This window comes from Kitasatospora sp. NPDC004240 (genome assembly GCF_053603215.1).
Window position 1 is genome coordinate 1 of the sequence record NZ_JBSGFD010000330.1, and the last position, 5887, is coordinate 5887.

Below are 5887 nucleotides of genomic sequence, written 5' to 3' on the forward strand. Positions count from 1 at the left end.
CGGAGAACTCGCTCACCTCCCGGCTGTTCCGGTCCGTCTCGGCCGGCTGGTCGCGCGCCGCCGCGCGGTCCGCCCGTCCACCGCGATCTTCCAGGCTCCGGTCTTCCAGGAGCCGGCCCCCTACGTCGCCCCGTCCGCTGCCGCCGCGCCGCAGCCCGTCGCCGAGGCCCCGGCCGCGGCGGCCCAGGCCCCCGCGGCCACGGAGGAGGACGAGTTCGAGTACAGCGGCGTCGGCCGCCGCCGCCGGGTCCGCACCTCCGTGCGGGTCCAGCCGCCGGCGCGCCAGAGGGCCGCGGAGCGGGCCGCCGAGAGGGCGGCCGAGAAGGCTGAGAAGGCCGCCGAGAAGGCGGTCGAGAAGGTCGTCGAGGAGCCCGCCGAGGCCCGGGCCGCCGTCGAGTCCGCCGCCGGCCCCGAGCAGGAGGCCGAGTGGGAGGAGGACCGTCCGTCCCGTCGTCGCCGTCGTGGTGGCCGTCGTCGCCGTCGCGGTGAGGCCGAGGACTTCGAGGCCGAGGTCACCGAGGCCGAGCAGCCCGAGGAGCCGACCGCCGAGGGCGCCGTCGAGGAGGACGAGCACGACGAGGAGGACGACGAGCTGGCCGCCGGCCTGTCCTCGTCCCGTCGCCGTCGTCGCCGTCGTCGCCGCAGCGGTGAGGCCGGCGCCACCGAGAGCGCCGAGACCACCGAGGACGGCGTCCGCACGGTGGTGAAGGTCCGCGAGCCGCGCCGCCGCTCCACCGAGCCGTCGTTCGACCCGGACGAGGTGCAGTCCATCAAGGGCTCCACCCGCCTGGAGGCCAAGAAGCAGCGCCGCCGCGAGGGCCGCGAGCTGGGCCGCCGCCGGGTGCCGATCATCACCGAGGCCGAGTTCCTGGCCCGCCGGGAGTCGGTCGAGCGCGTCATGGTGGTGCGCCAGAACGGCCAGCGCACCCAGATCGGCGTGCTGGAGGACGGCGTGCTCGTCGAGCACTACGTCAACAAGGAGCAGGCCACCTCGTACGTCGGCAACGTCTACCTGGGCAAGGTCCAGAACGTGCTGCCGTCGATGGAGGCCGCCTTCGTCGACATCGGCAAGGGCCGCAACGCGGTGCTGTACGCCGGTGAGGTCAACTTCGGCGCGCTGGGCGGTCACGGCGGCCCGCGCCGGATCGAGTCGGTGCTGAAGTCCGGCCAGTCCGTGCTGGTCCAGGTCTCCAAGGACCCGATCGGCCACAAGGGCGCCCGCCTGACCAGCCAGATCTCGCTGCCCGGCCGCTACCTGGTGTACGTGCCCGAGGGCTCGATGACCGGCATCTCCCGCAAGCTGCCGGAGAACGAGCGCGCCCGGCTGAAGCAGATCCTCAAGAAGATCGTCCCGGACGACGCGGGCGTCATCGTGCGCACCGCCGCCGAGGGCGCCTCCGAGGACGAGCTGACCCGCGACGTCCAGCGGCTGCAGCAGCAGTGGGAGGAGATCCAGAAGAAGGCCGCCACCGGCAACGCCCCGGCGCTGCTGTACGGCGAGCCGGACATGACCGTCCGGGTCGTGCGCGACATCTTCAACGAGGACTTCACCAAGGTCATCGTCTCCGGCAACGAGGCGTGGAACACCATCCACGACTACGTCTCCAACGTGGCCCCGGACCTCGCCGAGCGCCTCCAGCGCTGGACCTCCGAGGTGGACGTCTTCGCCACCTACCGGATCGACGAGCAGCTGATGAAGGCGCTGGACCGCAAGGTCTGGCTGCCCAGCGGCGGTTCGCTGGTGATCGACCGCACCGAGGCGATGGTCGTCATCGACGTCAACACCGGGAAGTTCGTCGGCCAGGGCGGCAACCTGGAGGAGACGGTCACCCGGAACAACATCGAGGCGGCCGAGGAGATCGTGCGCCAGCTGCGGCTGCGCGACCTCGGCGGCATCATCGTGATCGACTTCATCGACATGGTGCTGGAGTCCAACCGGGACCTGGTGCTGCGCCGCCTGCTGGAGTGCCTGGGCCGGGACCGGACCAAGCACCAGGTGGCCGAGGTCACCTCGCTGGGCCTGGTGCAGATGACCCGCAAGCGGGTCGGCCAGGGCCTGCTGGAGTCCTTCTCCGAGGCCTGTGTGCACTGCAACGGCCGCGGCGTGATCGTGCACATGGAGCAGCCGACCGCCGCGGGCGGCGGCGGCCACGTGCACGCGGCCGGCGAGCCGGCCCAGGGCGGCGGCAAGCGCCGGCGCCGGGGCAAGGGCGGCGCGGGCCAGGAGGAGCCGCTGCCCGTCGAGGCCGCGCAGACCCCGGAGCTCGTCGAGGCCGGGGAGCTCGCCGAGGAGGCGGAGCCCGTCGAGGTCGTCGAGGTCGTGACGCCCGAGGTCGTGGAGCCCGAGCCGGTGGCCGTCCCGGAGCCCGTCGTGGCCGAGGCCCCGGCCGCCCCCGCGGCGCCCGCCGGCCGTACCCGCCGCCGTGCGGTGCGCAAGGCGACGGCTCCGGCCGGTGCGCCGGGCGAGGCCGAGATCGTGGTGCTCCAGGCGCGGGCCGACGCGGCCATGGAGGCGGCCCTCGCGGCCGCCGCCCCGGCCGTCGAGGCCGCCGCGGAGCCGGTCGTCGAGGCCGCCGTCGAGCCGGCCGTCGAGGCCGAGCCCGTCGTCGAGGCGGAGGAGCCCGCCGAGGTCGAGGCCGCCGTCGAGGCGCCCGCCGCGGAGGCCGTCGAGGCCGCCGAGCCGGTGACCGAGGCCGCCGCCGAGGAGTCCGGCGAGGAGCCGGCCGCCGAGGAGGCGCCCGCGCCCAAGAAGCGGGCCGCGCGCAAGACGGCCGCCAAGAAGACCGCCGCCAAGAAGACCACGGCGGCGGCGAAGAAGACCACCGCCCGCAAGACCGCGACCAAGCGGACGAGCGCGGCGGCCAAGAAGGCCGCGGCCGCCGAGGGTGATTCGGCGGCGGAGTAGTGCCCCGGTCCCGGGGGCGGGCGATCGCCCGCCCCCGGGCCTGTACGGTCCGGTTTGCCCCTCCGGCGGCCGGTCCGTATTCTTGACCCTCGGCGTGTCTACGCCATGCTCCCGAGCACATCACCTTCCGGGGCCTTCGCGAGAAGAGTCCTGGGAGAGGCCCCTGTGTCCGTACCCAGGTGGCTGGCATCGGGGGTTCCGACCGAGTAGGGAAAGTAGGTACCGCATGTACGCGATCGTTCGCGCAGGCGGCCGCCAGCACAAGGTCGCCGTCGGCGACGTGCTGGAGATCGACCGTATTGAGGCCAAGCCGGGTGACTCGGTCGAGCTCTCGACCATCCTGGTCGTCGACGGTGAGGCCGTCACCTCCGACCCGTGGGTGCTCGCCGGCGTGAAGGCTCACGCCGAGGTGGTCGACCAGACCAAGGGCGACAAGATCGTCATCCTGCGCTACAAGAACAAGACCGGCTACCGTCGTCGCCAGGGTCACCGCCAGCAGCACACCGCTGTGCGGATCACGAGCATCGACTCCGTCAGCAAGTAAGGGGATAGCGAGATGGCACACAAGAAGGGCGCAAGCTCTACCCGGAACGGCCGTGACTCGAACGCCCAGCGCCTCGGCGTGAAGCGCTTCGGCGGCCAGGTCGTCTCGGCCGGCGAGATCCTCGTCCGCCAGCGCGGCACCCACTTCCACCCGGGTGCGGGCGTCGGTCGCGGTGGCGACGACACCCTGTTCGCGCTGACCGCCGGTGCGGTGCAGTTCGGCACCCGCCGCGGCCGCAAGGTCGTCAACATCGTGGCCACCGAGGCCTGAGTCCCAACGGACTCGTCGTGAAGGGTGGGCCGGAATGATCCGGCTCACCCTTCGCGTTTTAACCAGGTCAACACCTTTCGCATTTCGCACTGGAGGCACACCCCATGACCACCTTCGTGGACCGCGTCGAGCTGTACGTCGCCGCGGGTAACGGGGGCCACGGCTGCGCCTCCGTGCACCGGGAGAAGTTCAAGCCGCTCGGCGGACCGGACGGCGGCAACGGCGGCGAGGGCGGCAGCGTCATCCTCATCGTCGACTCCCAGGTCACCACCCTGCTGGAGTACCACCACTCGCCCAAGCGCAAGGCGACCAACGGCAAGCCCGGCGCCGGCGGCAACCGCACCGGCGCGGACGGCCAGGACCTCGTCCTGCCGGTGCCGGACGGCACCGTGGTGCTCGACAAGCGGGGCAACGTGCTCGCCGACCTGGTCGGCCACGGCACCAGCTTCGTCGCCGCCCAGGGCGGCCGCGGCGGCCTGGGCAACGCGGCGCTGGCCTCGGCCCGCCGCAAGGCGCCCGGCTTCGCGCTGCTCGGCGAGCCCGGCGACGCCCGCGACATCGTGATGGAGCTCAAGTCCGTCGCCGACGTCGCGCTGGTCGGCTACCCGAGCGCCGGCAAGTCCTCGCTGATCTCGGTGCTCTCCGCCGCCAAGCCGAAGATCGCGGACTACCCCTTCACCACCCTGATCCCCAACCTCGGCGTGGTCACCGCCGGCGACACCGTCTACACGGTCGCCGACGTCCCCGGCCTGATCCCCGGCGCGAGCCAGGGCCGCGGCCTGGGCCTGGAGTTCCTGCGGCACGTCGAGCGCTGCACGGTGCTGGTGCACGTGCTGGACTGCGCCACCCTGGAGCCCGGCCGTGACCCGCTGAGCGACCTGGAGACCATCGAGGCCGAGCTCGCCGAGTACGGCGGCCTGGACGACCGTCCCCGCCTGGTCGCGCTCAACAAGATCGACGTGCCGGACGGCCAGGACATCGCGGACCTCACCCGCGCCTCGCTGGAGGAGCGGGGCTACCGCGTCTTCGAGGTCTCGGCGGCCTCCCGCAAGGGCCTGCGCGAGCTGAACTTCGCGATGGCGCAGATCGTCGCCGAGGCGCGCGCCGCCAAGCCGGTCGAGGAGTCGACCCGGATCGTGCTGCGGCCGGCGGCCGTGGACGACGCCGGCTTCACCATCACCGAGGAGGACGGCGCCTACCGCATCCGCGGCACCAAGCCGGAGCGCTGGGTCCGCCAGACCGACTTCGCCAACGACGAGGCCGTCGGCTACCTCGCGGACCGGCTGGCCCGCCTCGGTGTCGAGGACCAGCTGTGGAAGGTCGGCGCCCACGAGGGCGACACGGTCATCATCGGCCCCGACGAGAACGCGGTCGTCTTCGACTGGGAGCCGACCATGGCCGCCGGCGCCGAGATGCTCGGCCGCCGCGGTGAGGACCACCGCCTGGACAGCCCGCGTCCGGCGGTCGACCGCCGTCGCGAGCGGCAGAAGGGCCGGGACGCGGCCGAGGCCGAGTTCCTGGCCTTCGAGGCGCTGTCCAGCGGCCGTCAGTCGGCCGTCGAGGGCGATGACGAGGACTGACACCCCGTCGAACGGCGACGGCCCCGCTCCCTGTGCGACAGGGGGCGGGGCCGTCGCCGTTCATCCGGCCGCCGGGGTCACTTGGACCAGGAGGCCTGGAGCTTCAGCGGGTCGGCGAGGTCGGTGTAGCCGACCTGGCTGACGGCGTTGCCGGGCAGCGAGATGATGTTGCAGCCCTTGACCGTGACGCCCTTCGAGAAGCCCTGGAACTTCGCGCCGAGGCACTGCGGGAGCGGCGTCGCGGCGCTGATCACGAAGGTGCCGTTCTTGCCGTTCTGGTCGTAGGCGACGAACTTCGAGTCCGGGGCGGTGAAGGAGAGCGAGGTGTCGCTCGTGTTCTTCATCTCGTAGTTGAGGTAGATCAGGGTGCGGCCCTCGAGGCCGGTGGTGCTGATCTTGGCGGCCTGCAGGTCCTTGATCGACCCGGGCTCCCAGCCCGTGACGGTGACCTCCAGCTTGGCGCTCTTCTGGCTCTGCTTGTCGGTGAAGTCCACGGTGGCCGACTGGCCGACCTTCACCGGGTTGGCGGCCTTCGGCGCGGCGCCCGCGCCGCCGGCCGCACCGCCCGCGGCGGCTCCGCCGGAGGCC

The 5887-nt window shown here is 72.7% G+C and carries 5 protein-coding genes; 4 read left to right on the forward strand and 1 reads right to left on the reverse strand.

All coding sequences use genetic code 11. The features are described from left to right. The 4 genes from ACWEQL_RS40410 to obgE form a co-directional block, all read left to right on the forward strand. The coding region (locus tag ACWEQL_RS40410; RefSeq protein ID WP_452156289.1) for an Rne/Rng family ribonuclease at positions 1-2905 on the forward strand (2905 nt) is incomplete at its 5' end. A 226-nt stretch (positions 2906-3131) separates the two neighbouring features. After that, entirely contained in the window at positions 3132-3449 is a 318-nt protein-coding gene (gene rplU / locus ACWEQL_RS40415) for a 50S ribosomal protein L21 (RefSeq protein ID WP_030397424.1), read from the forward strand. Between the two features lie 12 nt (positions 3450-3461). Beyond that, a complete protein-coding gene (rpmA, locus tag ACWEQL_RS40420; RefSeq protein ID WP_209416555.1) occupies positions 3462-3719 on the forward strand; it encodes a 50S ribosomal protein L27 in 258 nt (85 codons plus the stop codon). 104 nt (positions 3720-3823) lie between these two features. Beyond that, the gene (gene obgE, locus ACWEQL_RS40425; RefSeq protein WP_452156292.1) at positions 3824-5299 is read left to right on the forward strand and encodes a GTPase ObgE; all 1476 of its coding nucleotides are present in this window, start codon (positions 3824-3826) and stop codon (positions 5297-5299) included. Positions 5300-5376: 77 nt separating this feature from the next. Here the strand turns inward: obgE and ACWEQL_RS40430 are convergent. Next, positions 5377-5887 (reverse strand): hypothetical protein (locus ACWEQL_RS40430; RefSeq protein WP_452156294.1); only part of this gene is annotated, 511 nt, incomplete at its 5' end.

Excerpts from the sequence above, each read along its gene's own strand:
- obgE (WP_452156292.1), top strand. The coding sequence starts at position 3,824 with ATGACCACCTTCGTGGACCGCGTCGAGCTGTACGTCGCCGCGGGTAAC.
- rplU (WP_030397424.1), top strand. The coding sequence starts at position 3,132 with ATGTACGCGATCGTTCGCGCAGGCGGCCGCCAGCACAAGGTCGCCGTC.
- rpmA (WP_209416555.1), top strand. The coding sequence starts at position 3,462 with ATGGCACACAAGAAGGGCGCAAGCTCTACCCGGAACGGCCGTGACTCG.